The sequence below is a fragment of the Streptomyces xiaopingdaonensis genome (assembly GCF_000262345.1).
In the GTDB taxonomy this organism is placed as follows: Bacteria; Actinomycetota; Actinomycetes; order Streptomycetales; family Streptomycetaceae; genus Streptomyces; species Streptomyces xiaopingdaonensis.
On sequence record NZ_AJTQ01000240.1, the window covers coordinates 1 to 25,084 of the forward strand.

At 70.6% G+C, this 25,084-nt stretch carries 13 protein-coding genes; 1 reads left to right on the forward strand and 12 read right to left on the reverse strand.

Features of this window, described 5'->3' with window-relative positions; translation table 11 throughout:
* From UWG_RS31770 to eccD, 9 genes are all read right to left on the reverse strand, one after another.
* Positions 1–5,976 (reverse strand): WXG100-like domain-containing protein (locus UWG_RS31770; RefSeq protein WP_474773415.1); only part of this gene is annotated, 5,976 nt, incomplete at its 3' end.
* 132 nt (positions 5,977–6,108) lie between these two features.
* Positions 6,109–6,462: a hypothetical protein gene (locus UWG_RS0118990; protein ID WP_016908789.1), complete on the reverse strand. Its 354-nt coding sequence runs from the start codon at positions 6,460–6,462 to the stop codon at positions 6,109–6,111.
* Positions 6,463–6,464: 2 nt separating this feature from the next.
* Positions 6,465–6,911, reverse strand: a complete 447-nt coding sequence (locus UWG_RS0118995) for a YbaB/EbfC family nucleoid-associated protein (protein WP_016908790.1) — start codon at positions 6,909–6,911, stop codon at positions 6,465–6,467.
* Positions 6,912–7,029: 118 nt separating this feature from the next.
* Positions 7,030–10,305: an AAWKG family protein gene (locus tag UWG_RS0119000; protein ID WP_020372373.1), complete on the reverse strand. Its 3,276-nt coding sequence runs from the start codon at positions 10,303–10,305 to the stop codon at positions 7,030–7,032.
* A 61-nt stretch (positions 10,306–10,366) separates the two neighbouring features.
* Complete coding sequence (locus UWG_RS0119005; protein ID WP_016908791.1) at positions 10,367–10,822, reverse strand: type VII secretion system-associated protein; 456 nt, start codon at positions 10,820–10,822, stop codon at positions 10,367–10,369.
* Between the two features lie 160 nt (positions 10,823–10,982).
* Positions 10,983–11,330, reverse strand: a complete 348-nt coding sequence (locus UWG_RS0119010; protein WP_016908792.1) for a WXG100 family type VII secretion target — start codon at positions 11,328–11,330, stop codon at positions 10,983–10,985.
* 97 nt (positions 11,331–11,427) lie between these two features.
* Positions 11,428–11,751, reverse strand: a complete 324-nt coding sequence (locus tag UWG_RS0119015; protein ID WP_237720161.1) for a WXG100 family type VII secretion target — start codon at positions 11,749–11,751, stop codon at positions 11,428–11,430.
* A 232-nt stretch (positions 11,752–11,983) separates the two neighbouring features.
* Positions 11,984–13,558, reverse strand: coding sequence for a type VII secretion protein EccB (gene eccB / locus UWG_RS0119020; protein WP_016908794.1), 1,575 nt, complete (start codon positions 13,556–13,558; stop codon positions 11,984–11,986).
* A gap of 52 nt (positions 13,559–13,610) precedes the next feature.
* Positions 13,611–15,002 carry a type VII secretion integral membrane protein EccD gene (gene eccD, locus UWG_RS0119025; protein ID WP_016908795.1) on the reverse strand — a complete coding sequence of 464 codons (1,392 nt, stop codon included), beginning with the start codon at positions 15,000–15,002 and terminating at the stop codon, positions 13,611–13,613.
* A gap of 592 nt (positions 15,003–15,594) precedes the next feature.
* Between eccD and UWG_RS0119030 the strand changes: the two genes are divergently transcribed.
* Positions 15,595–19,536: a type VII secretion protein EccC gene (locus UWG_RS0119030; protein WP_016908796.1), complete on the forward strand. Its 3,942-nt coding sequence runs from the start codon at positions 15,595–15,597 to the stop codon at positions 19,534–19,536.
* An 87-nt stretch (positions 19,537–19,623) separates the two neighbouring features.
* Here UWG_RS0119030 and UWG_RS0119035 read toward each other — a convergent pair whose 3' ends face one another.
* The 3 genes from UWG_RS0119035 to UWG_RS0119045 all read right to left on the reverse strand — a co-directional run.
* Complete coding sequence (locus UWG_RS0119035) at positions 19,624–20,823, reverse strand: S8 family serine peptidase (protein WP_237720163.1); 1,200 nt, start codon at positions 20,821–20,823, stop codon at positions 19,624–19,626.
* Positions 20,820–24,128, reverse strand: a complete 3,309-nt coding sequence (locus tag UWG_RS0119040) for a right-handed parallel beta-helix repeat-containing protein (protein WP_016908798.1) — start codon at positions 24,126–24,128, stop codon at positions 20,820–20,822. The genes UWG_RS0119035 and UWG_RS0119040 overlap by 4 nt, the downstream gene beginning before the upstream one ends.
* A gap of 140 nt (positions 24,129–24,268) precedes the next feature.
* Positions 24,269–25,084: ricin-type beta-trefoil lectin domain protein (locus tag UWG_RS0119045; RefSeq protein WP_029391582.1), on the reverse strand; the 816-nt coding region annotated here is incomplete at its 5' end.

Below are 25,084 nucleotides of genomic sequence, written 5' to 3' on the forward strand. Positions count from 1 at the left end.
ATCACTCGACCTACCCCCGGACGCGGCAGCTTCCTCGACCAACCCGCGCGGCAGGTCCGTCCACAACGTGAACAACGCTTCCTGCCCGTGCCGTTGCCCCGCGTCGCCGAACCGTCGCCAGAAGCCGGACGTCGGCCCGTCAGGGCGAAGCGGACCGCCCAACCAGATCGCATGGACGACCTGCGGCATCCCGTGGTGGCTGAACCTCGGCAGCCCGGACGACTCCGGGCGACCCGGCACCATATCCGCACCATCAAGGAACGGCACCACACCATCCGGCCCAAGACCGGTGCTACTGCCCACATACGGACCCGGCTGCGGCGCATCCAAACCACCGAACAAGTTCGGACCCAACGTCCGCTCCCCCGGCGCCCGGCGGACATCCGGCACACGCGCGGACTCCCGCAGATCGCTGAGCAGTTCCTCCGCGTTCGGGTATCCGTGCGATGCCGGCGTCGGCCCACCACCCCGCAGACCGCCGGGCTCGCCCGCCAGAAGAATCTCCGTGATCGCCTCAACACGCGCCCGCACAGGCTGAGCCCGCCGCCAAGCAGGCAACCCCTCATGCACCCGCACCACTTCGTCACCAGTGACCTCGGCCCGGTCAGGACCGCGCAACCGATCCAACTCCCGACCCACCCCAGACACCACCAGATCCAAATCAGGCCGACTGAAACTGCTCCCATGCTCGGACGACACCGGCCCCGACACAGGCTCAATGGCATCCACATCCGACACCACACCGTTGCCTCGCGGCCCCGGACCCGCCTCACCCCGCGCACCTGCCTCCGTCGCAGGCGGCGCAACGGGAGGCGGAGCCGTCGCCGACGTATCCGCCGAGACGGGGAGCGTCGACGGCTCCGCGTGCGTCCCCACCGTCTCGGTGCCGACCTGCCGCGGTGCCGAGCCCGGGAAGGGGATGTGCACCGCGGGGCCGGCACCCGCCGCTGTACCTCGCGGGATCAGGTACAGCCCAGCGTCATTCACAGCGAGCGTGTGCTCCGCTGCGCGCGGGTCGAAGAGGTGCTCGGCGCCGAGCACCGCGTCCAGGTTGGAGACGCGGCCGATCCACCCGTTGTCGCCGCGCAGCAACGCACCGCTGGGCTCGTGCACGAAGTCGTCGCCCAACCTCCGCCAGCCCCCGGACTCCAGCGTCTCGCCCGAGGGAAGCCGTACCCGGCCGTCGCCGGTCACGCCGTATGTGAGCGGCGTCGAACGGGACGGGGACGGGTGCTCGTAGGTGAAGGACTGATCAGCGCGGATGCCCTGCGTGCCGCTGCGCGCCTGATCGGCGGGGACCTCTCGCACGTCCCCGAACCGGGGCTCGGCCACGGTCGTCTCGCGTCCGATGGGCCAGTGCGCCGCAATCGGGTCCACACCGGTGTCGGGGGAACCGCCGCGCAGGCCGGCGGGACGGCCGTGGCCGTCGGCCTCGTGAGTGCTCTCGGGCGCGCGGGACGCCTCAGGGACCGACGACTCCGACATCGCCGGAGAAGACTCCGTACTCGGCAGGGAGCGCGGCGTCCCCGGCGCCGACGGGCTGCCGGCCGGCGCTCGGCCGCCCCCTTCTTGCGCGTCGCTCTCGGCGGTCAGCCATCCGAGTCCGGCCCAGCGCTGCTGCGCCTCCGGCGCGAAACGCACCTGCCAGGACCGGAACTGGTGCGCCCAGCGAGCACCGACCGGCCAATTGCCGCTCTGGTCGAGCGCCGTGGTGATAGCTCGGCGGATGTAGTTGGGGCCGGTCAGCTCGGCTGCGTCCTGGTGCACGTCGCGCATCAGAAGGGACGGATCGCCGGGGTCGCGGAGCCCGGTGAGCAACCCGTGCATGAAGGGGCTGCCGGCCGGAGTGACGATGAAGTTGTTGTTGAACTGACCTTCCGCGTACTGCCGCTCGATGACGGCGGGCATCGCGCTCGCATCGTCCGCACGCAGCGGCGGCTGTCCCTCCGCGGCGCGCTCCCTGTTGAGCTCGCTCAACACATGCTGGAACTGCTCCGAATCGCGCAACTGAGGCGCGAGGAACGGCAAACCATCCTGGTGCGTCGTCAGGTCCTCGGTGGGCAGCGTCACCTCACCCGGATGAATATCCACATCCACATACACACCACCATCGCGGTGCAGAATGCCGTAACGGGCGATGTCCGAGGCCATGGCGTAGCCGCCCTTGCCCAACGCCCAGTTCATCAAATCGTGGGCACGACCCCCGGTCGCCGCATCCCCACCGTCGGAGGGAAAGACACTGCGATCGACCGTAGCGAAACTCGCCGCGCCCGAAGCGGTCAGCTCATTGATGAACTGCGAGTTGGCACTCAGCGCCCCCGCATCACCCCACAACACCACCTGCCAGCCGGCATCGGCCGCACGATCCCGCCAGGCCAACAGGTTCTCCCGAGCCGCCGCCCCCAACTCACCGCCGAACCACACCGCATGGACCGTACGGGGTACGGGTGCGGTACCACCGGCCTCCTGCCCCACCACAACCTGCCCAGGGTCACGAAGGGTCAGGTCCGCCGTGCGGCGCTCGCCGGCCGTCCCCACCTCCGGATCTCTGCCCCTGGAGTGCTCGTTGACGGTGAACAGCTTCGGCCCGACATGCCGCGCCACATCCCGCGGCAGCCCCGAAACGTGCTCCGCGACAGCCGCACGGAAGGCGTCGGCCACGACCGCCGCCCGCTCCCGTCCGATAACGCGCGCCCGCTCCGCTCTCTCCCGGCCGGACAACAGGCTGCCGTTGCCCCGCCCGGTCACCTCGACGACGGGCAACGGCAACTGGGCGCGCGCGTTCTCCACGCCACGGCGCACGGCGTCGGCAGCCACCCTGTCGATCTCCGCACGAGCCGCATCGCTCAGCTCCTGCGACCCTTCGGCAAAGGGGATCTGGGTGACCGTCTCGCCCCGAGGCGACGTCCCGGGGAGACCCGACGACGATTCCTGCGGGCGTCCGCTCGGCGGCGTGGGCCCACCACCCCGCAGACCCCCGGGCTCACCCGCCAGAAGAATCTCCGTGATCGCCTCAACACGCGCCCGCAACGGCTGAGCCCGCCGCCAAGCAGGCAAATCCTCGTGCACCCGCACCACTTCGTCACGAGTGACCTCCGACCGGTCAGGACCGCGCAACCGGTCCAACTCCCGACCCACCTCAGACACCACCGGATCCAGATCCGGCCGACCCAGACTGCTCCCATGCTCGGTGACCGCAGGCCCCTGGACGGGCTCAATGGCATCCACATCCGACACCGCACCGTTGCCTCGCGGCCCCGGACCCGCCTCGCCCCGCGCACCCGACTCCGTCACAGGCGGCGCAACGGGAGGCGGAGCCGTTGCCGACGTGTCCGCCGGAGCGGCCGGCGTCGAACGCTCAGCGTGCGTCCCCACCGTGTTGGTGCTCTCGGTGGCGGGACGGGACGGCGGGCTGCTGCTCTCCGGCCCGGGGGCATGCGGTCCGGGGGAGCCCGAGGGGCCGAACGCCTCGGAGAGCGGCAACAGCACGTCGGCGTCCGGGAAGTGGGCGGACTCCGTCACGGCAGCCAACTGTCCGTTGTCGCCCAGCGGTTGGACGCGCACCTCGCCTCCGGGACCGTCCCGGGTCAGCAGCGCCGCCTCGCGCGGGGCCGGAGCGGGGGAGGCGCCGGGCCGTGCGGTGGGTGAGGAGGCGGCAGGCGGTCCGGTCGGCGAGGCGGCGGGTGCGGTCGGGGACGCGCCGGTGGGTCCGGCCGACGGTGACGGGACCGGCGGCCCGAGTACGACGGCGCTGTCGCTCCCGGCGTTGTCCAGCAAGCGCGCCGCCTCGTCGGGCGCGTCGTACGGCAGCGGCCCCTCGGAGACCACGACGGTGAGCGGCCCCGTGCGGGGAGACTCCGCCGTCGGGACGGGCCCGCCCTCGGCCGCGGGAAGCGAACCGCGGTCAGCGGGCGCCTCGTTGGTCGGGGCGTTCGCGGAGTCGCGTGCCGGGCCGCTCGCGGGATCGTTCGCCGGGCCGTGGGTCGGGCCGCCGTGGTTCTCGGCCTGCGGGCCCGCGAACGTCTCCGACGAGGGGCCCGGCACCGGCCGCCCGGAGTCCGCCTCGTTCGGCGCGACGTTCGGAGCCGCCGGTTCCGGCCCCGAGGTGGACCCGTCGGCGCCGGCTCCGTCGGTCCTGGTGGCGACGCCCGACGTCCGGGCGTCGTCGCCCAACGCGTCCGGCCGCGGCGGAGGTTGGGCAGGGGCTTCGGGCCCGAGGCTGGAGACGACGTCCTGCACCCGGCGGGCGTCGTCCACGACGGTCGGGCTGTCCCCGTCGGGCACCACTCGTATCCCGTCCGGATCGCCGAGGCCCCGGTGCAGGTCGGCGCGGAGGATGGTCTCGGCCGACGAGGGCGGCAACCCGCCGCGGAGCTCCGTGAGTTCGTGCAGGGCTGCCGCCCGCGCCTCCGGCGAGCCCGTGTGCACCTGCCGCCAGAGATCCCGCTCGGGAGAAGGGCGCGCACCGTCGCCGCGCCCCGACGACGCGTCCGTATCGACGCCGTGGTGGCCGACGTCTGCGGAACCCGCTTCGCTCCGACTGTCCGGGGCGTCCGGCGACGACTCGGGGAGCGGGCCCTGGGCCTCCGGCGGCGGGGCCTCCCCGTGCGGTCCGCTTCGGGAAGCCCCCGCGCCGGGGCCGGCTCCGGTGGAACCACCCGTCCCCACCGTCTCCGGGCCACCGCCGGTCTCGTCCGAACTCCCGCTGCTGCTCGGCGGGTTCGATGCGGAAGAGGCATCAGGCGGATTGCCGCCGCCGCGCAGGCCGTCCACTGCGCTCCGCAGGTTCGCGCCGGTGTTCACCGCGCCGTCGATCAGGAGGCTGTTGACGCGGTTGCTGATCCCCGCGCCGACGAAGGTCAGTGGGTTCACCGACCAGTTCCCGTAGAAGAGGCCGTTGTGGAGGTACTCGGCGAGCGTCTGACCCGATCCGGAGGCGATGAACAGGCTGCTCTCGTTCACCAGGTGGTGCCCGATGAGTGCCCCGGTGGACGGGGGCTTGGGCGTGTAGGGCGGAGGTGAGGGGGTGTAGGGCGGGGGCGGAGAGCTGGTGCGCGGCGGGGGCGTATGCGTGCCGGAGCCGTCCGGCGAGCCGTGCGCGTTCGGGCCGGTCTCCTTCGGACCAGGGCCGTCGGTCCCCTTCGGGCCGGGGCCCGAACCGCCCTTCCCCACCTGCGGGTCCGGCTTGCCGCTGCCGGGCGAGTGGGACGACGGGTCCGGGGTGTGGCTCGTCCGCGGCGGCGGACGGAAGTCGATCTCGTCGTTGTTCTTCAGGAAGTTATTGTCGTAACCGCGGACGATGTTCGACGCCATCTGGTGGAAGACGCTGGTGAAGAAGCCGGCCATGGCGCCGAACGCGCCGTCCTGAAGGATCTTCTTCCAGTCGAACCCGTCAGGACGACGCCCTTCCGGTCCGGACGTCATCATGCCGAGGCGGACGACGAAGGAGAGGAAGGCCTCCTGGAACGCCTCGGTCAGCGTCGGGAGCAGATGCGTCCGCTGCAACAGGTGGCTGAGGAGCGTCAGGATCGCGAAGCGGCTGCGCGCCTTCGCCAGCGCGATCTGGGTGAGCGAGGCGCCGCCCGTGAAGTAGGAGAGCGCCATGTAGATGGCGATCTCGACGAGCAGTCGGATCACCTCGGCGATGACCTGCCACTTGGACTCCATGATGTCCATGGAGGCTTTTCGGCGGCCCTCCGCTATCTGCTCAAGCTGCTCGCCGAACTCCCGTAGGTGGTTGGTCCCGCCGTCGTCGATGAGCAGGTTCATTGCGCCGACGTACGCACGGCCGACGTCCTCCGGCATCGCCTTGGCCGTCTGCTTCACCGAGTTCTCGACGAGCTCCGACAACCGCTGCATCTGCTGCCCGAGTTGGGCGTACGGAGTGCGGCTCTCGTACGCGAGGTCCTCGTCGGCCTGGAGCAGACGTTCGCCGGTCAGGATGAAGAGCATCGCGTTCACCTCGGGCGACGGCATGATGCTCACGGCGCTCCCCTCCTCCCTGCCGAGAGGGCACGCCCGGCGTTCCGGACGGCGGGGCGGCGCGCGCAGCGCGCCATGGCCCCGCGGCGACGCAACGTCCGGCGGCGGGGCATGACACGGGCGGGGTCAGGGGGTACGGAGAACATCTCTCCCTTGCGTCACCTGGGCCGCCTTGCTGACCTCCTCGATCGAGTCGTCCCGGATGCGCTCCATGGCGTCGACGTTCTGCTGGGTTCCCTCGGTGATGCCGACGATCGAATCCCGGATGGCCTGGAGGGTCTCCTTCGCGTTCTGCCGCTCCTTGCGCTCCTGCGGCTTCATCTTCTTCGCGTACTCGTCGTCCTCGCCGGGCCAGGAGGAGGTCCCGATGATCTGGTCGAGGAACTCGGCCGTGATGCCCTTGGTGAACTCCGCGATCTCGGTCAGCTCGTCGACGCCGTTCTGCATCCGGTTCGGGTCGCCGTAGTAGCGGTCTGACACGTCTACTCCTCGTCGTCCCTGAGCGCGTCCTGCCAGGGCGCGCGCTTCTCGGCCGGCTCCTTCTCCGCCGGCTGCTCCAGCACCTCGGGGCCGAAGAGCTTGGCCCAGTCCACCTCGAGCCCCGGCAACTCCGGTGTGCTCGAGCTTGCTTCGGTGAGCGGCGCCATGAGCGCCATGACATGGCGGTGCATACGGGTGCGCGCCTCCTGGGCCGCCTCCAGCACACTCGCCGCCAACTCCTGTGCTCCCATGCCACGGTACTTGCCGTCGAGGAACGTCAGATCGGTCAGCTCGCCCTGCGGGCCGACGGTGGCGCGCACCGAGCGGTCCGAGGAGTAGGCGTCGAACGAGCTGTCCCGCAGCTCCTGTTCGGTACGCGCGACCGCTTTCTCCGTGGCCTCGAGCTCGGCCTGCGCCTGCGCGAGCCGCTGCTCCAACGAATCCGGCACGGTGCTCTCCTCTCTCACCGCCGCACCCTGTGCGCGGCTGTTCCACCGACTTCCCTGTGCGGCCCGAACGTTGGGACACCAGCACCGGGCCGCGTACCGCCGCACGGCGTACGTCAGGTCATCGTCCGATCACCGCGGGCGCGCCGCCGTCGTCGGTGCCCCAGACGTCCTCGTCCTCCTCCAGGTAGTCGGCCGAGGAGGTGGAGGTGCGCGGTGCCTCGGCGGAGCCCTCGGACCCCTCGTTCTCCGTGCGTCCGCCGGTCGTCGACGGACGCTGCGTCAGGAAGGTGTCCTCGTCCTCGCCGCGGCCCCAACCGCCGCGCCGCCGGCGTTGCCGCCGCTTGCTCTCCTCCGCGGCGTCGTGCAGGACGGCGCGGATCCGCTCGCTGTTCCCCTTGTCGCCCGCACCGCCGCCGCCCATGCCGCCCATGCCGCCCATGGGGGGCATCATCGGCGCGCCGCCGGCACCCGCCTGCTGTGGCCCGCCGCCCTGGACGGACGTACCGCCACCGCCCGGGGTGTCCGAGCCGGCGCCCCCGCCGTCCGCGCCGATGCCGTCGAAGAGCCCGTTCCCACCGCTGGTCGACGCGGTGTTCCCCGGGAGGTCGGAGTCGAGCGACGACACTGAGCCGCCTCCTCCGCCGCCACCGACGCCGTTGAGGTCGGGGACCTGCGTCTCGATGTCGCCGAGGTTCCCCGTGTTCCTGTTCCCGAGGCCGTCGAGTCCCCCGTTGTTTCCGGAGTTGAGCCCCGCGAGGTCCGTGGTCGTGGTGTTTCCCTCGGGGTCGGTGGTGGTGGCGATGTTGGTGTCCGGGTTGATCCGCTGGGTGGTGCCGTCGGGCCACTCCGTCGTCAACTGACCGTCCTCGAGGGACGTCGTGGAGCCGTCCGGATTCAGCACGTCCGCCCCGTGCTTCAGGTCCGTCGTCGACTCCCCGCCAGGACCCGACGACGTCAACTCGCCCGTGTCCGGATCGAAGACCGTCTGGCTGCCGTCCGGGAACGAGGTCGCGAGGTCCCCGTCCTCCGTCAGCGACGTCTGGCCGCCCGTCGGCGTCTCCAGCCCGTCGCCGCCGAGGCCCCCGCTGTTCAGGCCGCCGAGGTTGCTCACCGACTCGGTGAGCGGCTGGTCGAAGTTGTTCCCGAGATCGCCGAGACCGCCGTTCTGCTGCCCGCCGTTGAGGCTGCGGAGGTTCTCCGTCGTCGTCCGGCCCTCGGGGTCCTTCGTCGTCGCCTCACCGGTGTCCGGGTCGATGGACTGCGTGGTGCCGTCGGGCCACTCCGTCGTCAACTGACCGTCCTTGAGGGACGTCGTGGAGCCGTCCGGATTCAGCACGCTCGCCCCGTGCTTCAGATCCGCCGTCGACTCCCCGTCGGGACCCGACACCGTCAACTCGCCCGTGTCCGGGTCGAAGACCGACTTGCTGCCGTCCGGGAAAGACGTCTCGAAGCTTCCGTCCCCCGTCAGCGAGGTCTGCCCGCCCGTCGGCGTCTCCAGGCCGGTGCCGCCGCCCGGGCCGCCGCCGTTCAGGCCCTCGAGCTTCCTCAGCTGTTGGTCGACGTTGTTGTTGCGTTGGTTCTGGTTGGGCGACTGGCCGGTGCCGCCGAGGCCGTTGAGCCCGCCCATGACGTGGGCGCCCGACTCCTGGTTCGGCCCGCCGCCGTTGCCGAAGACGTCCGAACCATCCAGGACCGTTCGGTTGGAGCTCTGCGCGTCGTCGCCGCCCAGCAGGCTGTTGAGGCCGTCCCCGCCGTTCAACCCGCCGAGGTCGAGCGTGCCGGGGCCCGCGTTGTTGCCGTTCAGGTTGCCGAGGCCCTCGTTGAGCTGCTCGTCGAACTCCTCCTGCATCTTGTCCATGTGCTCTTCATACTTGTCCCGCTCTTTGTCGAAATTCTCCTCCTGTTCGTTCAACTGATCCTTGAACTCGTTCTGTTGGTCCTTCATGTCGTTCTTGAGGTCGTCGATCTGCTCCTTGTAGGCATCCTCCTGCTTGTCCAACTGTTCCTCGTAGCCGTCCTTCAGCTTGTCGAGCTCTTTTTCGTAGTCCTCCTTCATCTTGTCGATTTCGTCCTGCGCCTTGTCGTCCGAGCCGCCGCCGTAGTTGTTGTAGTCCTCGGCCGCACTGCTCGTGGTCTTCGGCGTTGGCTGGTTGTCGGAGAAGTCGTCGCTCAGATCGGCGAAGCTGTTGTTGAGCTCCGACTGCAGTTCCCGGGAGGGCTCCCCGAGGTATTCGTCGACCGCCGCGTTCCACAGGCGCACGGCCTCCTGGCCCACCTTCTTCCAGCTCTCCTTGTCCTCCAGGTCGCCGTACTCGGGGTGGTTGGTGGTGAAGCCGCCGCTCGTCTCCGCGCGCGTGGTGGTGACCGCCGGTCCGTACCCGCCCCAGGACGTCGTCGTGTGCAGCGTCACCTTCGAGACGTTGTTCTCGTCCACCCACACGGCCAACTGGTGCAGCACGTTGGCGAGCACCCGCAACGGGTCGTAGTACTCGGACTGGGCCCACTTCTTCCAGTGGCCGAGAAGGTCGCTCGCGGTCTCCTTGACGTCCTTCTTCGCCTGCTGGAGCGCCTTGGCGTACACCGTGTTGCCCGAGCCCTCGCCGGAGCCCGAGGTGGTGAAGGTGTCGACGTACCCCTCGTAGTTCTTGCGCGCCTTCTTCAGCAGGTTGACGAAGACGTCGGCGGACTCGCCCTTCCAGACCGCCTCATCCTTCGTGAGCGCGTCCTCCCAGCCCTTGATGACCTCCGAGTGGTTCTCGAAGAACCGGGAGACACGGTCGAAGGCCTGCGCGGTGTCGTCCAGGGAGCCGAGGTTGACCGACTGGTCCTTCACCTGGGAGTCCCCGAACGTCACGTCGGCGGTGTTGCCGCTGTTGCTCAAAGCCAGCAGCACGTCGCGCGGCCCGTTCATGTACTCGCGCAGCGTCTTGTGGCTGAACTTGTCGTCGTTGTAGTCGGTGAATTCGGAGCCCTTGCTCACCGCAATGTCCGCGGCGGAGTCGGCCCCCGAGTTGTCCGTGAACTGGGTCTTCCCGTCGTCGTCCTGATTGGAGCCCTCGAAGACGATACGGGCCTGCCTCAGCTTCTTTCCGTCCTTGGTGAAGAACCAGATGTCGTAGTCCTGGTTCTTGTTGGTGTCGAGGCCGGTGTCCAGGACGGAGGACACGTCGCGGTCCTGGAAGTCCATCCGGAACAGCGGTCCCCCCTCGGGCGAGGTGAGGTCCTCGAACAGCTTGGACCGCGACGGCATGGGGTAGCCGGAGATGTGGTGCAGGAACTTCGCCCAGACATCGTCCTCGTCGGCGTCGGCCTTGAAGTTCTTCCAGTCCTTGCCGTAGTCCTTCGAATCCTCGTGGAGATCCTCGGAGTAGGAAGGGTTCTTGCCGTCGGCCACCGCTTGCCTTTCGCGTCGGGTCCGTCAACCGGAGCACAGGCGTGGGAGCCTGCCCGCGGTCTCAGTCGTCGTCTTCACTTCCCGAGGAGAAGGTGCCGTCCAGCCCTGAGAAGTTCTGCAGGAGTGTTTGCGCGTCGATGGAGTCCATATTGTTCTGGTTGGTCTTCTCCATCTTCTCGATCGTCTCGTCCAGGCCGTCCTTCAGCTCCTCGAAGAACTGCTCCTGCTCCTTGAGGAGTTGGGCCATGGCACCGCCCGTCTTCTTCATTGCCTTCTCCAGCGTCTGCCCGTTGACCAGATCGCTCTCCATGACCATGGGCCCGAGTTGGAGCGCCTGGTGCTCCTTGTCGAGGTTGTCCGCCGTGTTGTGCTTGCCGTCCACGAGCTTGCCCAGCGGCGGCACGCCGCTGTCGTCGTCCTCCTCGCGGCACTTGCGGATGGCCTTCAGCACCTCTTCGACGTCGTGGTCACGGAAGTTGCGCAGCTGCTGGAGATTGATATGGGTGAGGTCGGCCACGGAGTCCTTCTCTCGCTAGCGGTCGTCACGAAAACACGGCCCCGAGCGCCCCGAGTCGGCGCCGCCCGGAAAAGTCGGGCGGCGCCGGTACGGGACCCACGGGGCCGAGGGCAGCGGAGCCGGCCGAGGGCCGCCGTACGGACGCGGTGTGCGGAGCGACTCAGCGCGGGGTGACCTCGGACCAACCCTGGGCACCGGACCGCTCGTCCCGCTGGTGGTTCTGCGCGACCTCCTGCAGCAGGTCCTGGTTCTTCGTCAGCAGCATCTGCATCTGTTCGACGGCGCCGTTCCACTTCGCCTGGGCCTGCTCGTACGCCGTCCGGTCGTCACCGTTCCATCCCTCCCTGAGCGCCTTGAGCTCCTCGTCGAGGGAGTGCAGCGTGTCCTTGATGGCCTTGGTCTGCGCCACGATGTCCATCGCGGCGTTCTCCACCTCGGAGTAGTGGACGTCGATGATTCCGTCGGTCAGGTTGCCGGCATCGGAACCCGGAGCATTGGTCAGCGGCATGCTGGACACCTTTCTCGTACCTGAGCGTCGGAGGGAGAGCCGTGCACGACGAGCCGGCTCCCTTCCGTGACGCGGAACACAGAGCGGGGGGCTGTTACTAGGTGAGGGAGCTGAAAATGTTCTCCGACGTCAGGTTCGTGTGCTGCTGGATTCGGGCCTGGTGGTCCTGCGAAAGGTTCCTGGCCGCCGCGTGGTTCTTCTCGAGTTCCTGCGTCATCGTGTTGATCTGCTTGATGATCTCCTGCGCCTGCCTGTCCCAGGCGTTGAAAAGGTTCCGAAAGGCCTGGCCTTCGTCACCGTTGACGCCGAGGGCAACGGACTGGACGTTGTTCCGAATCTTCTGCACACCGTCACCGGCAGCACCGAGCGCCATCACGCCGCTGCGTACTGCCTGGTCTCCCATCAAGCGACCGCCGGACACGGAGCCTCCTCAGTTCGTCAAAGTCAAGGTTCTGTACAACTACTGATGCTAGAGAGGCATTGGGCCAATATGCAACGCCGCATCAGATCTGATGCATTGCACCAACTTGGCTACATTTTCGCGGCAACAACGTCACGTGCACGTCGCATTGCCTCGCCGACGCCGCCGGACACGATGCCGCCAGGTCCGCCGCCACGGATTCCGGCGCCCTTTGCCGCGCCCTCGCCGAGCATCATCCAACACCCTTCCGGCCAGTAAAGGAACTATGCGAATTCGGCCCGACAGCCTGCTTGATGTCCTTTTTCTGCGCTTCGCACGAGGGCGTACTGACCCGCGGTTCGGCGGCTCCCTTCGCCGCCCGCTCGTCCAGATCGGAGCCGGTCGGCAAGGTGGCGAGCAGCGGCGTCGGGACGGAACTGACGTCCCCGGGTCGGTAGCCCAACGACTGGAGCTCCGCCTTCGATCGGATCTGGTACTTCACCCCGTTCTCGGTCACCAGGTAGACGGCGCCGCCGTGCGCACTGCCGCTCGCGTTCAGCGCCCGGACGAGCGCCCCGTGTCCCGGCCGCAGCACACTCGCCTCCGCACGCACGCACGGCGTGGCCAACGTGCCGGCGGGAAGCTTCGGCACGGCCACCGGGTGCAGCTCGGTGAGGCGCACGAGGGTGCTGCTGATCCGCACTCCCTTGGTGCCGCCCTCCACTTCGGCGCAGACCGCGTTCCCACGCGGGACCGTGCGCAGTTCGGGGGGCGCGGTGGGCAGCTCGTCCGAACCGGCCATGGCGGCGGGGCCCTTCGCGCGGTGTTGGCGCAGAGCGTCCGCTCCGACGGTGCGCGCCCTCGGGGATTCGCCGGCGTAGGCACGCCGCTGGGTGGCGGGATCGCCCAGTACCAACGCCGCGCCGGTACGCGTCAGTTCGGCGAGGCCGTCGTCGCGGAGCAGGTAGTAACCGCTGGTGCTGCTGCCGGGGACGGCCACCTTGAACACCTGGCCGATTCGGGTGGCGGCGCCGCCCAGCTCCGGCCCGCTCGCGCCGCGGCCGGGCACCTCGGGCGGCGCCAACGCGGTCCCCGGGGCCAGGGCGTTGAGGAAGGCCGCGGAGACGCGCACGGGTGTGTGCGAGCCGTAGCCAAGGGCGTTCCGCGCCTGCGCGTCCCGGTCCAGCGGCAGTCTGCTGCCCCGCCACACCAGGTACTCCTGCTTGTCCGGGCCGCGCACGAGGACGGCGCTGTTCTCCCCGACCGCCTTCGTCGCGACCGGCGCCCCGGCGACCACGGTCGTGGCACCCGGCTTGTCGACGACGCTCTCCCCACCGGACGAGGTGCGCGGCAGCGCCCCGCTCGGCCCGGTGACGCAGAGATGCCAGGGATCGTCGTCGAGTTCGCCGCTTCCGGGCACGCTGTCGGGCGCACCGGGGATGCCGACCGGCGAGCCGACCGGGGTGCCGCGCAGTGAATTGGTGCCGACGTCCGTGGTGTCGAGGTCGGAGCCGCCGATCAGCCGGGCGGAGGCGTAGTTGCGTACGGGGTGCAGGGCGCCCCCCGTGTAGAGGTAGCGGGCGCCGGTGTCGTGGTTGACGACGAGGTTCTCACCGGAGCGCCAGGAGTCGTTGCCACCGGGGCGGAGCAGGCCGAAGACGGTGGCGCCGGCGGCGACCAGCAACGTCGCCAGCAGACCGAACAACACTCCCCGCGTGGTGCGTCCGTGCGGGCTCTCGGGGGCGTCGGGGGAAGCGAGCAGCAGCCCCGTGCTGAGGCGACCCATGACGAAGCTGTGGGCCTGGACCTGGTCCCGTTTCGACTGCACTGCCTGTCCTGTTCTTCTCGTCGCTACTCGTCACCTGTTCCGACGGCACGGCTCAGCCGAACAACCCCCGCAGCCAGCCGAACAGACCCACGACCCACAGCCCCAGCGGCAACAGCGCCACGGCGGTCAGGGTGTGCGCGAGCTCCGCCGCCCGCCCCCAGTACGGCAGCACCCGGCGGCCCGGAATCGTCCAGGCCGCGAGCGCCAGCACCGCGGCCACGGCGAGGAGTACGGCGAAGACGATCGGTACCGGGCCACCCTCGGCCCAGGCCACCGCGAGCAGCAACAGACCGACGGCCGCCGGCAGCACCAGCGTCAGCCGCTGGACCACGTGTCCCAGGCCGTTCGCGTGCAACAGCATCAGGAGCGAGAGCACCGTGGCGAAGAGGGTCTCGGCCACTCCGGGTTGCCGGGTGAGCGGCACCAGCGCCGCCGTGATGACGACCCCTGTCGCCGCGAAGAGCGCGGTGACCCACTGCCCCGCCAACTCCGTGCGTGCGGCCACCTCGTCGCCGTTGAAGGGTTCGATCCCTTCCTGCAGCTGCTGCGCGTCGGCGGGGAGCGGCGGCATCCGCATCCCGGCGAGCTTGAACGCCATCGCCGGCACGAAGCCGGCACTCAACGCGACCACGGAGGCGACGAGCGCCGACGCCGCCTGCGCGTCGAACCCGCCGTACGCCATCAGGGCTCCGGCGACGGCGCTCACCACCGAGACGACGGCGGTCGCCAGCAGCGCCGGAGCGCCAACTGCCGTGGCGGCAAGGGCGAAGACGGCACCGCCCGCGCCGGCCGCGCCGGCGGCGAGCAACCGCGCGCCCAGCACCTTTGTGGCGTCCGGCCCGAAGAGCTCGCCGCCGGGCAGCATCCAGCCGGCGAACGCGAAGCACGGGGCCACCATGAACCCGAGGGTCTCGGCGGTCAGTCGGTCGCCGACGGCGCGGCTCGCCGTGCCCGCGCCGGCGAGGAGCAGCACACCGGCGACGCCGGCGCAGAGCGCCCGGGTCCCGTTCGGCGTCCCCGGGAGGGATATCAGCACCAGGGCACCGAGGACGGCAAGCACCACCATACCGACGAGGAAGGCACGGGCGGCCGTCGGGCTCCAGTCGTGCAGGCGCTTGCCTGCGGTGTCGGCGATGCCGTCCACCAGGTCGTCCAGGCGCGGCTCCGGCAACGCCTCGGTGTGCGGCCGCAGATAGAGCACCGAGCCGTCGACGAGTCCGGCCTGCGCCAGTGTCGTCTCCTCGTCCAGCGGTGCCTCACCGAGGCGTTGGAGAGTCCAGCCCGCGTGGTCGAGTCCGGCTTCGGCGGCCTCCTCGCCCACGAAACGCAGCAGCGTCGGGAGCAGATCCGCCACCGGGACGTCGGAGGGGACGGCCAGGTCGATCGACACGGTCGGCGCACGGACGGTGAGGCGGCACAGGTCGGCCGCGACGCTGTCGGTCATGTTCTGAACTCTCGTCTCCCGGTGGTGGGGTGCAAAGGCGAGGGCGCAGCCGCCCGTTACTCCTGGCGCCGAGGTGGTCGACGCTCTCGGGCGCGGAGTTGGCCGGTGCGCACGGGCGCCGGTTCTGTCGGCTCACGACGCCTCCGGCCCTCTCGGCACCGGGCGGGGTGTGGCGACACGGACGGACGGGGCATGGGGAATCGCTGTCCAACAATTTGTATTGTGGTCAGAGGCTTTGCGGTCGGTGTTCCCACGGACGCGCGCCGCGGGTGGACGACGAGTATCGTGACGGGTTCCCCCTGAATCCCGGGCACTCTGTTCGAGCCGTCCTATTGCAGAGTACCCCCCGCCGTCACGTGGTTGTCGCGGGGCCTCAAGATGGGCGTATGGCGCTGCCCGTTCCCCGCAGGGATGCTCCGGACTTTTCACGGGAAATTCACAGGCCGGCCGCAGACCTGAAACTCTGCCGGCCATTGGCCGCACCGTCGATACCGGCGAATCGGACGACGCTGAAAAATTACGCACACAGCAGGAGGACCTTCCCTTGAGCGTGGTTCTTTTTCGCCGGCCCGCCCGTCGTCGCGGGCCGGAAATGCCCGAGGGGCAGTTGAGCCTCCAGGAGCCACCGGCCCTCGCCGAGAGCGTCCCCGACACGTCGTCGTTCTGGACCTACCTGCCGATGGCGCTGATGTCGCTGTCGATGATGATGATGATGCTCCGCATGGGCGGCGGCAGCGGCGGCACGTTCATGTACCTGGCCATGGGGATGATGATGCTCGCCGCATCCGCCATGCTCGTCGGCCAGTTCATGCGGAAGTCGAGCGAACGCAAGCAGCGCCTCAAGGGCGAGCGCAGGGACTACCTGCGCTACCTCACGCAGATGCGCAAGCAGGTCAAGCAGACCGTCGCCGAACAGCAGCGCGCGCTCGCCTGGCGGCACCCGGAGCCCGCCTCGCTGCGCTCCCTGGTCGGCACCACCCGGCTGTGGGAACGCCGCCCGGACCACGAGGACTTCGGCGAGGTGCGGCTCGCAGTCGGCGAACAGCAGCTCGCCGTCACGCTCACGCCCGTCTCCACCCGTCCCGTGGAGGACCTGGAGCCGCTGTGCGCACACGCGTTGCGCCGGTTCATCCGCGCGTACTCCACCGTCCCCGAGCAACCCATCGGGCTCTACCTGCGGTCCTCGGCACGGGTGATGCTGCGCGGCGAGGACGAGAGCCTGCGGGACCTGGTGCGTGCGATGCTCTGCCAACTCGCCGTCTTCCACGCCCCGGAGGACCTGTGGATCGCGGTCTGCGCGGCGGACGAGCGGCGCGGTGCGTGGGAGTGGGTCAAGTGGCTTCCGCACGCGCTGCATCCGCACGAGGAGGACGGCGCGGGCCCCGTACGCCGACTCACCTCCGACGTGGCGGAGTTGGACGACCTGCTCGGCCCCGAGTTCGCCGAACGCCCGTCGTTCGAGCAGGACGCGGTGCCCGGCCGGGAGGAGCCGTACGTCGTGGTGATCCTGGACGGCGTGCCGATGCCGCCGGACCACCGCTGGGGCGGCCCGGGCTTCCGGAACGCCGTCCTCGTCGACCTGGCGGAGAGCCTGGAATGGCGTCCGGGGCGCAACACGCTGCGCCTCTCGGTCGACGCCGAGGAGGTCGGCCTCGTACGCACCGACCGCAGCCGCAAGGAGCGCACCACCGCCCTGGGCGTGCCGGACCGGGTGGGCGCCGTCGCGGCCGAGTCGCTCGCCAGGCTGATCTCGGCCTCGCGGATCAACGTCGGCGCCGACATCGCCCAACCGCTCGACAGCGACACCGAGTTGACGACCCTGCTCGGCATATCCGACCTGCGCCGACACGTACCGCAGACGCTGTGGGAGAAGCACACGGGCGCCGCGCGGCTACGGGTACCGATCGCGGTCGGCGCCGACGGCCGCCCCGTCGAGCTGGACATCAAGGAGTCCGCGCAGGGCGGCATGGGGCCGCACGGGATGCTGATCGGCGCGACCGGGTCCGGCAAGAGCGAGCTGCTGCGCACCCTGGTGCTCGGGCTCGCTCTCACCAACTCCTCGGAGGCGCTCAACTTCGTCCTCGTCGACTTCAAGGGCGGCGCCACCTTCCTCGGGCTGGACTCCCTGCCGCACACCTCCGCCGTCATCACCAACCTCGCGGACGAAGTCGCCCTGGTCGAGCGGATGCAGGACGCCATCCACGGTGAACTGCTGCGGCGCCAGGAACTGCTGCGCGCCGCCGGCAACTACACCTCGGCGCTCGAGTACGAGCGGGCACGCGCGCAGGGGGCCGACCTGGACCCGCTGCCCAGCCTCTTCGTCGTGGTGGACGAGTTCAGCGAACTCCTCGCCGCGCACCGCGAGTTCATGGACCTCTTCGTGATGATCGGACGGCTCGGCCGCTCCCTCGGGGTGCATCTGCTGCTCGCCTCCCAGCGCCTCGACGAGGGCCGTATGCACCAGTTGGAGAGCCACCTGTCCTACCGGGTGGGGCTGCGGACCTTCTCCGCCATGGAGTCGCGCGGCGTCCTCGGGGTCCCGGACGCCTACCAGTTGCCTGCCCAGCCGGGCAGCGGGTTCCTCAAGTCCGGTGTGGAGTCGCTGCTGCGGTTCCGCGCCGCCTACTCCTCCGGCACCTACAAGCGGCGCGCCGGCAACGCCGTCCGTGCCCGGGTCGCCAGCCAGGTGGTGCCCTGGACCAGCAGTTGGGTGGTGCCCCGCAGCCTGCCGCAGACCGCTCCGGAGCCGCAGCCGGAGGAGGAGGCGGAGGGCACCGAACAGACGCTGCTCGACGTGGCGGTCGACCGTCTGCATGACGCGGGGCCGCCCGCACACCAGGTGTGGCTGCCGCCGCTGGACGCACCGTCGCCGCTGGACGAGCTGTTGGGCGGGGTGCGCACCGATCCCGAACGCGGACTGACCGGCGTCGGCTGGTCCGCCGGGACCCTGCGAGTGCCGGTGGGCATCGTGGACAAGCCGTTCGAGCAGCGGCGCGATCCGCTCGTCGTGGATCTGTCCGGGAGCGGCGGCCACGTGGCCATCGCGGGCGGCTCGCAGAGCGGCAAGTCCACCCTGACCCGTACGCTGATCTCCTCACTCGCGCTCACCCACACCCCGAGCGAAGTCCAGTTCTACTGCCTGGACTTCGGCGGCGGCGGGCTCTCCCAGTTCAACGGACTGCCGCACGTCAGCGGCGTCGCCGCCCGGCTCGACCCCGAGCGCGTCAACCGGACCGTCTCCGAGGTGATGGGGCTGCTCGCCTGGCGGGAGCAGTTCTTCGTGGACCACACCGTCGAATCCATGTCCTCCTACCGTCGACGCCGCGCCGCCGGGGAGTTCCCCGAGGACAAGCACGGCGACGTGTTCCTCGTCGTGGACGGCTGGGCCACGGTGCGGCAGGACTACGACGGACTGCTGCCGAAGTTCAACGAACTCGCGGCACGCGGCCTCAACTACGGCATCCACCTGGTGATCGCCACCACCCGCTGGGTGGAGCTCTCCGCCGCGATCCGCGACCAGGCCGCGACGCGGCTGGAGTTGCGCATGGGCGACCCGCTCGACTCGGAGATCAACACCCGCAAGGCCAGGGACGTGCCGCACGCCGGCGGTCGCGGGCTGACCGCCGACAGCAAACTCCACTTCCTCGCCGCGCTGCCCCGCGTCGACGGGGAGGGGAGGGTGGACGACCTCGCCGTGGGCGTCGGGGAGTTCGTCGCCAAGGCCGCCGCCGCCTGGCAGGGGGAGTCGGCGCCGAAGGTCCGCATGCTGCCCCAACGGCTGCCCGTCGCCGAGCTGCCGGAGCCGGTGGCCACCGAGGGCGGCGGGATGAAGCTCGCCCTCGGCCTGGACCAGGAGGGGCTGAACCCCGTGTGGCACGACTTCAGCCGCACGCCCCACCTGACGGTCGTCGGCGACACGGAGAGCGGGAAGACCAACGTGCTGCGGCGGATGGCCGAGGCGATCGCCGCGCAGTACACCCCCGACGAGGCGAAGTTGATCGTCGTTGACTACCGCAGGGAACTCGTCGAGGCGGTGCCCGAGGAACACCGCCTCGCGCACGTCGTCTCGCTGGACACCCTCAAGGACACGGTGAACGGCATCGCCCGGGCGATGCAGACCCGCCGCCCGGGCCCCGAGATCGCACCGGCCCGGATGCGGCAGTGCGACTGGTGGACGGGGCCCCGGCTGTTCATCCTCGTCGACGACTACGACATGGTGGCCGGCAACTCCTTCCAGAGCCCCTTCGAGGAGATCTTCGAGGACCTGCCGCTCGGCTTCGAGGTCGGCCTCCACCTCGTCGTCGCACGCAGCGCGATGGGCGCCGGACGCGGGCTCAACGAGGCGCTGTTGCGGCGGCTGGACGAGAACAACAACCCGGCGTTGCTGATGTCCTGCCCGCCCTCGGAGGGCTACATGTTCGGGAACATCAAGCCCCGCAACCTGCCGCCGGGCCGCGCGCTGCACATCGCCCGCCGCCGGGCGAACCTGATGCAGCTCGGGATGGCCGCCGAGGAGGCGACGGAGGAGAGCTGAGGCGCACGCGGGCTCCCGCGTCCGCCGTCCGCGGCCTCGCGGCCGTCGGTGGCGCCGTCCGGAGTGCGGCGGCGCCACCGCGACAGGTCAGCGACGGCGCGGCCGCACGGGACGCGGGCCCCCACCGCGCGCGCGGGAAGCCGCGAACGCCGCCCACGCCACCACGAGCAGCGCCGCGCCACCGCCCAGGCCGAGCAGCAGGGCCCGGTCCGCTGCGCCGTCGGCGTCCGAGGTGTCCCGCAGGGTCACCGGGTCCGGCGCGCCCTCGCCCGCCGCGCGCGCCCCGTCGTCCGCGACGCCGGTGACCGCGGCGTACGGGTCGAGCTGGGGAACGCTGCCGGGGTAGGCGGTCGCCAGTAGCCGTCGGGCGACGGCGTCCGGGGACTCCTTCGGGTGCTCGGCGCGCACCAGCGCCGCCGCACCGCCGACGAAGCCGGCCGCGAGCGAGGCCCCCTCGCCGAGGTAACTCCCCTTCCCCCTGGCCCCGTCGGCGACGACGTCGACCCCGGGCGCCGCCAGGTCGGCTCCCGGAGTGCGCAGCGCGTTCTCCGAGCGGCCGCCGCCCGGGCCCATCTCGACGACGGAGAGCACGCCGGGCTCCGCCGCCGGCCAGTACCGCCGGCTCTCCGGCGGCTCGTCCGTGGAGCGCGCCGGCGGATCGGGAGCGGCGGCGGCCACCACGAGCACGCCGGCCGCCCGCGCCTTCCGCACCGACTGGGCCACGCGCTGGTCCCGCTGCTTCAAGGCGACCGAGACCACCGCCACATCGACACGCGCCGCCACGGCCGTGTCGAGCGCGGCGGCGACCCTGCCGGCGTCCGGCGCCCCCCGTGCGTCCGTGCCCCGCAAGCCCAACACCCGTGCCTCGGGGGCGAGTCCGCCGAGGTCGACATCGCCCGCGGCGCCGCCCGCCACCAGTCCGGCGACGAACGTCCCGTGGCCGACGCAGTCCCCCGCATCGCTTCCGGACGCCACCCGACCGCCGAACTGCCCGGCGTTCGGGGCGATCCCCGTGTCGACGACGGCGACGGTCGTGCCCGCGCCCCCGCCGCGGGACCTGAGCTTGTTCAGGTCGAGCCGCTGCCGCGCCCAGTCCTGCCGCTTCGCCGGCACCTTGGAAGCGGGCGTGCACTCGGAGTTCCCCTCGTGGTCGAGGCGCGACGGCATCGCCGGCAACTTCTGCCCCTCTTCGGCCCGTTGCTCGCCCGGCGCGGGGGAGGCACCCAGGAGGAGCGCCACTGCGGCGAGTCCGGACACCGTCGCCGAGCGGCGTCCACGAGCGCTCACGCGGACGCCCTGGGAGTCGTCTCCAGGTCCTCCGGCAGCAGCAGTCGCAGATCGTCCAGGGTGGGCGAGGCGAGCGCGCTGAGCCTGCCCGCCTGGCGGGTGACCATCGCCTCGACGATCTGCCGGGCGAGCCGGGCGTTCCCGAAGGTGCGGTCCCGCGGCAGCGCGTCGAAGTGGCTCTTGAGCAACGCACCGGTGCCGGCGGCGCATTCGTATCCCATGGCCTCCGCCTGGGCCCGCACGATCGTGACCAACTCCTCGGAGGAGTAGTCCGGGAAGGCGATCCGGCGTGTGAACCGGGAGGAGAGGCCCGGGTTGGACGAGAGGAAGTGCTCCATTTCGTCGGTGTAACCGGCGACGATGACGGCGATCTCGTCGCGGTGGTCCTCCATCAGCTTCAACAGCGTGTCCACGGCCTCCTGGCCGAAGTCGTTCCCGCCGCCGGACGGCGTGAGCGTGTACGCCTCGTCGACGAAGAGCACTCCGCCTTTCGCGCGGTCGAAGACCTCCGTCGTGAGCTGCGCGGTGTGCCCGACGTACCGCCCGACGAGGTCGGCGCGGGACACCTCCACCAACTGCCCGGTGCTGAGGACCCCCAGCTGCACCAGGATCTCCCCGTAGAGCCGGGCCACAGTGGTCTTGCCGGTGCCCGGCGGCCCGGTGAAGACCAGGTGGTGGCTGATCGACGGCACCGGCAGGCCGGCCTTCGCACGCTGCCGGGAGGTGGTGAGCAGGTTCACCAGGTTGGTGACGTCCTGCTTCACCTCCGCGAGACCCACCATGTCGGCGAGGCTGGCGAGCGGGTCCGGGCGGTCGGACGTCTCCGCTTCGACGGCCGCCGAGGCCGAGACGTCCTCCGGCAGCAGCAGCCGCAGTTCGTGCTCGTCGACCTTGGCCTGGGAGGCGAGCCGCATCGCCTGCCGGTCCACCATCTCCTCGAACACCCCGCGCGCGGCACGGCCGTTGCCGAAGCCCGAGTCCCGCGGCATCCGCGTGAAGTGCGTCGCCAACGCCTCGCTGGTGCCCTCGCCGAGCTCGTACTGGTGCGCGGCGCACATGCTCTCCATGATCTGGATGAGCTCCTCGACGGTGTAGTTCTCGAACTCCACCGTGCGCGAGAACCGGGAGGCCAGGCCCGGGTTGGAGCCGAGGAAGTCCGTCATCTCCTCGGAGTAGCCGGCGACGATCACCACGACGTCGTCCCGGTGGTCCTCCATCAGCTTCAACAGCGTGTCCACGGCCTCCCTGCCGAAGTCCGCGCCGCCGTGGCCGCCGTCCGAGGTGAGCGCGTACGCCTCGTCGATGAACAGGACGCCGCCGAGCGCCCGGTTGAAGGTTTCCGTCGCTTTGATCGCCGTACCGCCGACCACCTGCGCGACCAGGTCCGCGCGCGAGACCTCGACGAGGTGGCCGCTGCGCAGCGACCCCAACTCCGCGAGGATCGCGCCGTAGAGCCGCGCCACGGTCGTCTTGCCGGTGCCGGGCGGGCCCGCGAAGACCAGGTGCCGACTCATCGGCGGCGCCGACATGCCCAACTGCTCGCGGCGCTGGGCGAGTTGCGTCAGGTTCACCAGGGTGCGCACCTGCTGTTTGACGTTCTCCAGCCCGATCAGGTCGTTGAGTTCGGCGAGCGGGCCGGCGTCCTTGGTGGGCTGGCCCTCCTCGGCGGCGCCTGTGCCGGCGGGGTCGGTGTTCTCCGCGTCGCCCGTGCCCCAGGCGTCCCGCTTGCCGTTGTCGATGCTCGACAACCCCTCCACCGCGAGGCGTTCGCCGACGGCCGTCTGCACCAGGCCGGCGCCGGCGTTCTCGCGCGCCGTGCAGTTCAGCAGCGAGACCGGCTGTGTCGACTCCACCCGGAAGCCGTCCTTCTGACCGCTGCTCGCCTCGCAGGTGTTCAACGAGCCCAGGCTGCCCTCCCGCAGCAGGAAACCGTGCCCGGTGCAGGCGTGCGCCGTACTGCGGCTGGCGATGCACTCCCCGCCCTGCGCCACCACGAACCCGTCCGTCGCCGCCGTCTTCACCCGCACGTCACGCGCGGTGAGGTTGCCGCCCTCCTCGACGAGCACGCCGGCCGCACCGCTCTCCGCGACGCCGCTGTCCGCGAGGTAGAACGTCGCACCGGAGCCGACGCGTATCCCCGCTTCCGTCGGACGGACGATCTCGCACTCCTCCGCCCGGCCGCGGGCGTTGTCCAGCGCGCTGATCCCGTCGCCCGACGCCTCGACCAACCGCGTACGGCGAAGCATCGGGTTCGCGCCGCCCCGCACCGCGACGGCCGGAGCGCCGCCGATCACCTCGAGCCGGTCCAACTCGGCCGCCGAGTCCTCCTCCAGGAGCACCGCAGGTCCCTCGCAGTCCCGCACGGTGAGTCCGACGAGCGCCGGCGAGGCCGCACCTGCGACGCGCACCCCCGCGCCCTGCGCGGAATCCACCCAGCAGTCCTCCAGCGTGCCGCGCGCGTTGGCGGTGACGAGCACGCCGCCGCCACGGGTCCTGGAGGTGCGGCACCGACGCAGCACCGGGTCGGTGCCCTCGGCGAGGACGAGGCCGAGCGCGGAGGCACCGGTGACTCGGACGTCCTCCAGGGTGGTGCGGGCACCGCTGGTGATGTGGATCCCGGTGCTGGTGTCGTGGACCACCGAGCGCAGGACCTTGGTGGTGCAGCGGTCCTCCAACGCCACCGACGGCTTGTCGGTGGAGGAGATGTCGCAGTCCTCCACCGTGCCCCGCGCCTGCCCGTTGGCGAGCAGCCCGTTGCCCCGTGCGTCCCTGATCGTGCAGTCCCTGATGCGGGCGTCGCCCTGCTCCGCGAGGACCACGCCGCTCGTCGCCACGTGTTGGACGGTGCAGGACTCGACGGAGCTCTCCGAGGCGGACATCACGACGACCCCGGCGCCGCCGCGCGGGTTGCTCACCCGGCAGTCGCGCAGCGCCAACGCCCCCGTGCCTGCGGCCAGCAGCGCCGTCCACGCGGCTCCTGTGACCTCGCAGCCGTCCAACGCCGCCTGTCCGCGCCGCACGTCGACCGTGGGCTGCTCGGCGTCCTTGCCGTGCAGCGTCAGTTCGGTGAGCATCACCGCGTCGGTGCGCAGCGACAGTGCGCTCCCCGAGTCCGGGCATATCTCGACCGAACCGCGGCCCTCCGCCGCGGTGATGGTGACCCGGGTGTGGATCGCCAGGTTCTCGACGTAGGTTCCCGGCGCGACGCTGATCACCGCCCCGACGCGAGCCGCGGCCAGCGCCGCTGAGATGGTGGGGTAGCGGTCGGTGTCCCGGGAACCGACCGTCAGTACCTGACGCGACACGCACGAACCTCCTTGCCTGAGCGGCGCGTTGCCCGACGGAGCCCCACGGCGGGGAATCTCCACGGTCCGATCATGTCAGGAGGACTCCGACCGGCCGCGCGCGGCCATGCGTTGCCGGAGGGCGGGGCGTCCTCGCATCCTCAGTTCCACTTCTGGTTGTCCGTGCCGGTGCACTTGAACAGGATGATCTTCGTGCCCGCCCCGGTGGTGGCGCCCTTGCCGCCTGCGCACATCCCCACGGACGTGTTGACCAGGTCTCGCGCCGCGTTCAAATCGAACTTCTGGGCGTTGGAACCGTTGCAGTTCCAGAGCTGGATCTGGGTGTCATTGCTGAAGTTGCTGCCCCGTACGTCCATGCACTTGCCGCCGATGCGCAGCGTCCCGTCGTCGGCGGCCCGCCACTGCTGCGCGTTCCCGCCGTTGCAGTTCCACAGCTGGAGCTCGGCGCCGTCGTTGAACTTGCTGTTCGGCACGTCGATGCAGAGGCCGGACTTGTGTCCGCGCAGCGCCATCGGCGCCCCCAGCGCAACACCGGGCTTCGCCTTGGACTTCGCGGGCTTCTTCTCCTTCTCGCTCTCTTCCTTCTTCTCCGTCTTCGACTTCTCCTCCTTCTCCTCCTTCGGCTCGGTCTTCGTCTCAGCCGCCGGCTTCTCCTCGGCGCCGGCCTCCGACTTCTCCGTCTTCGGCTTCTCCTGCTTCGGCTCCGCCTCGGTGTCGGCCTCGTACCGGCCTGCGCGGTCCGCTTCGTCGTCGTTGAGGACCGTGCCGGCGGTGGGTTCCGTCTTGGACGAGGACTTGTCCGAGTTCCAGCCGAGCACCACCAACGGCACCGACAGCAGCAGAACCCCCGCCACCGCGGCACCGGCGAGCGCCGCCCGATTCGGCCTGCCCACCGGAGTGGTACGCGGACCCTTGCCAATGGCCGTCGTACCCATACTCCGAACGAGGCGAGGCAG

What these genes read in the sequence shown, in the direction of transcription:
- UWG_RS0119010 (WP_016908792.1), bottom strand. Translation starts at nt 11,330, where the DNA reads ATGCCGCTGACCAATGCTCCGGGTTCCGATGCCGGCAACCTGACCGAC.
- eccD (WP_016908795.1), bottom strand. Translation starts at nt 15,002, where the DNA reads ATGACCGACAGCGTCGCGGCCGACCTGTGCCGCCTCACCGTCCGTGCG.
- UWG_RS0119030 (WP_016908796.1), top strand. Translation starts at nt 15,595, where the DNA reads ATGCCCGAGGGGCAGTTGAGCCTCCAGGAGCCACCGGCCCTCGCCGAG.